Origin of the sequence: Rothia nasimurium, assembly GCF_928381415.1 — a bacterium.
Lineage (GTDB): Bacteria > Actinomycetota > Actinomycetes > Actinomycetales > Micrococcaceae > Rothia > Rothia nasimurium_H.
Genome location: NZ_CAKMSF010000017.1, coordinates 1 through 3,463, shown reverse-complemented (window position 1 = coordinate 3,463; position 3,463 = coordinate 1). Strand labels below are relative to the sequence as shown.

Here is a 3,463-nt window from a genome sequence, read left to right as displayed (position 1 = left end):
AGGATCATCAACTACTTCATTTTTTCAACGGAGAGTTTGATTCTGGCTCAGGACGAACGCTGGCGGCGTGCTTAACACATGCAAGTCGAACGATGAAGCCCAGCTTGCTGGGTGGATTAGTGGCGAACGGGTGAGTAATACGTGAGTAACCTGCCTTTAACTCTGGGATAAGCCTTGGAAACGAGGTCTAATACCGGATACGACCAGTTCCCGCATGGGATGCTGGTGGAAAGGGATATGTACTGGTTTTAGATGGGCTCACGGCCTATCAGCTTGTTGGTGAGGTAACGGCTCACCAAGGCGACGACGGGTAGCCGGCCTGAGAGGGTGACCGGCCACACTGGGACTGAGACACGGCCCAGACTCCTACGGGAGGCAGCAGTGGGGAATATTGCACAATGGGCGCAAGCCTGATGCAGCGACGCCGCGTGAGGGATGACGGCCTTCGGGTTGTAAACCTCTTTCAGCAGGGAAGAAGCGAAAGTGACGGTACCTGCAGAAGAAGCGCCGGCTAACTACGTGCCAGCAGCCGCGGTAATACGTAGGGCGCGAGCGTTGTCCGGAATTATTGGGCGTAAAGAGCTTGTAGGCGGTTTGTCGCGTCTGCTGTGAAAGCCCGGGGCTTAACCCCGGGTTTGCAGTGGGTACGGGCTAACTAGAGTGCAGTAGGGGAGACTGGAATTCCTGGTGTAGCGGTGAAATGCGCAGATATCAGGAGGAACACCAATGGCGAAGGCAGGTCTCTGGGCTGTAACTGACGCTGAGAAGCGAAAGCATGGGGAGCAAACAGGATTAGATACCCTGGTAGTCCATGCCGTAAACGTTGGGCACTAGGTGTGGGGGACATTCCACGTTTTCCGCGCCGTAGCTAACGCATTAAGTGCCCCGCCTGGGGAGTACGGCCGCAAGGCTAAAACTCAAAGAAATTGACGGGGGCCCGCACAAGCGGCGGAGCATGCGGATTAATTCGATGCAACGCGAAGAACCTTACCAAGGCTTGACATATACTGGACCGCTCTAGAGATAGAGTTTCCCTTCGGGGCTGGTATACAGGTGGTGCATGGTTGTCGTCAGCTCGTGTCGTGAGATGTTGGGTTAAGTCCCGCAACGAGCGCAACCCTCGTTCTATGTTGCCAGCACGTAATGGTGGGGACTCATAGGAGACTGCCGGGGTCAACTCGGAGGAAGGTGGGGATGACGTCAAATCATCATGCCCCTTATGTCTTGGGCTTCACGCATGCTACAATGGCCGGTACAAAGGGTTGCGATACTGTGAGGTTGAGCTAATCCCAAAAAGCCGGTCTCAGTTCGGATTGGGGTCTGCAACTCGACCCCATGAAGTCGGAGTCGCTAGTAATCGCAGATCAGCAACGCTGCGGTGAATACGTTCCCGGGCCTTGTACACACCGCCCGTCAAGTCACGAAAGTTGGTAACACCCGAAGCCGATGGCCTAACCCCTTGTGGGAGGGAGTCGTCGAAGGTGGGATTGGCGATTGGGACTAAGTCGTAACAAGGTAGCCGTACCGGAAGGTGCGGCTGGATCACCTCCTTTCTAAGGAGCTTCAACATATTGGTTGAGCCACGCCGGACGCGAGTGTCGTTTGGGTGGTTTGCTCATGGGTGGAATGTTAGTTCAGGTGCCCCCTGGTGGGTGCTGATAAGGATTGTGTGTAATGCTGGTGCGCTTTTGGGTTTTGAGGTAACAAGCCATTAGGGTTTGTTGCTCTCAGGTTCCCGGCATGAGAGTAGTGGTCAGGTTTTTTCCTGGTTGCCTCGAGTGGTATCGGGTTGTTGTTTGAGAACTGTATAGTGGACGCGAGCATCTTCGAATGTAATGAAGATTTCTCAATCTCTAATGATTGGGTTTCTTTGATACTTTTGATTTTGTACTTAGTTAGTCAAGGTTAATATCTTTGATTTTATCTGTGTGTAAGTTATTAAGGGCACACGGTGGATGCCTTGGCACTAGAAGCCGATGAAGGACGTGTGAATCTGCGAAAAGCCTGGGGAAGCCGATAACAGGGCGTTGATCCCAGGATGTCCGAATGGGGAAACCCAGCAAGCCATCATGGTTTGTTACCACCAGTTGAATGTATAGGCTGGTTGGAGGGAACGAGGGGAAGTGAAACATCTCAGTACCCTCAGGAAGAGAAAATAACTAATGATTCTGTGAGTAGTGGCGAGCGAAAGCGGAAGAGACTAAACCTGTGGTGTGTGATACCGGTTGAGGGTTGCATCATGGGGGTTGTGGGAGTACGCATAACAGTTTCAACCGGCTGTTGACGTGATGTTCTAGCATGTAGGTGAACGCCTTGGGATGGGCGACCGGAGAGGGTGAGAGTCCTGTAATCGTAATGTGTTAGACCGCGTGTGTGCCACCCGAGTAGCACGGGGCTCGTGGAATCTCGTGTGAATCTGCCAGGACCACCTGGTAAGTCTAAATACTTTCTAGTGACCGATAGTGAATCAGTACCGTGAGGGAATGGTGAAAAGTACCCCGGGAGGGGAGTGAAATAGTACCTGAAACCGTGTGCTTACAAGCCGTTGGAGCCTTTTGGGGTGACAGCGTGCCTTTTGAAGAATGAGCCTGCGAGTTAGTGTTCTGTCGCGAGGTTAACCCGTGTGGGGAAGCCGTAGCGAAAGCGAGTCTGAATAGGGCGAGTTTAGTGGCAGGATCTAGACCCGAAGCGGAGTGATCTATCCATGGCCAGGTTGAAGCGACGGTAAGACGTCGTGGAGGACCGAACCCACTTCAGTTGAAAATGGAGGGGATGAGCTGTGGATAGGGGTGAAAGGCCAATCAAACTCTGTGATAGCTGGTTCTCCCCGAAATGCATTTAGGTGCAGCGTTACGTGTTTCTTGCCGGAGGTAGAGCTACTGGATGGCCGATGGGCCCCACAGGGTTACTGACGTCAGCTAAACTCCGAATGCCGGTAAGTGAGAGCGTAGCAGTGAGACAGTGGGGGATAAGCTTCATTGTCGAGAGGGAAACAGCCCAGACCATCAACTAAGGTCCCTAAGCGTGTACTAAGTGGGAAAGGATGTGGAGTTGCTTAGACAACCAGGAGGTTGGCTTAGAAGCAGCCACCCTTGAAAGAGTGCGTAATAGCTCACTGGTCAAGTGATTCTGCGCCGATAATGTAGCGGGGCTCAAGTACACCACCGAAGTTATGGCAATCAGTTTTTTACTGGTTGGGTAGGGGAGCGTCGTGTATCCAGTGAAGCTGCGGTGTAAACCAGTGGTGGAGGGTACGCGAGTGAGAATGCAGGCATGAGTAGCGAATCACGGGTGAGAAACCCGTGCGCCGGATGATCAAGGGTTCCAGGGTCAAGCTAATCTGCCCTGGGTTAGTCGGGGCCTAAGGCGAGGCCGACAGGCGTAGTCGATGGATAACGGGTTGATATTCCCGTACCGGCGAAAAACCGCCCATACTGATATTTTGATGCTAACTGTGAGAAGC

Annotated in this window: 2 rRNA genes; both read left to right on the top strand. The window is 52.9% G+C overall.

Annotated elements, in window-relative coordinates:
* The first annotated feature begins 24 nt into the window (after positions 1-24).
* Positions 25-1,553: ribosomal RNA gene (locus L7A20_RS11735) — 16S ribosomal RNA — on the top strand.
* Positions 1,554-1,928: 375 nt separating this feature from the next.
* Positions 1,929-3,463: ribosomal RNA gene (locus L7A20_RS11730) — 23S ribosomal RNA — on the top strand; the annotation flags it as partial.